General features: G+C 69.9%; 1 protein-coding gene. It reads left to right on the forward strand.

What is annotated here, in order from left to right; translation table 11 throughout:
- A partial coding sequence (locus IE97_RS0137795; RefSeq protein ID WP_030252164.1) for a glycoside hydrolase family 32 protein occupies positions 1-730 on the forward strand: 730 nt, incomplete at both ends.

Here is a 730-nt window from a genome sequence, read left to right on the forward strand (position 1 = left end):
CGCCGGCAAGAAGGCGCGGATCCAGGTCGTCGACATGAACACCGGCGGCTGGGGCCACGTCCTGGCCGACCAGTTCACCGCCGCCGAGGAGCCCGCCCAGTCCGTCCTGCAGCGCGCCGACTGGGTCGACTACGGCAAGGACTACTACGCGGCGGTGTCCTGGGAGAACGCGCCCGGCGGCAAGCGCTACATGATCGGCTGGATGAACAACTGGGACTACGGCCAATCCGTCCCCACCTCCCCCTGGCGCGGCGCGCAGAGCGTCCCGAGGGAGATGGCCCTGCGCACCGTCGACGGCCGGATCCGGCTGACCAGCAAACCCGTGAGCAGCCTGCAGTCCCTCCGGAACACGCGCCCGGCCACGGCATCCGGCATCACCGTCACGAACACCTCGAAGCCCCTGCCGGGCCAGGCGGCCAAGGGCAAGGCACTCGACATCGAGGCCACCTTCTCCCTCAAGGACGCCGACCGCTTCGGCCTGAAGGTGCGCACCGGCGCCGGCGGCGAGGAGACCGTCATCGGCTACGACACCACCACCCAGGAGCTCTACGTCGACCGCACCCGCTCCGGCGCCGGCGACTTCAACAGCACCTTCCCCGGCGTCCAGACCGCACCCCTGAAGCCGCAGAACGGCAAGCTCAAGCTGCGCGTCCTCGTCGACTGGTCGTCCGTCGAGGTCTTCGGCGGCAACGGCGAAGCCGTGATCACCGACCAGATCTTCCCCGACCCC

Source organism: Streptomyces sp. NRRL S-455, assembly GCF_000717875.1.
GTDB lineage: Bacteria > Actinomycetota > Actinomycetes > Streptomycetales > Streptomycetaceae > Streptomyces.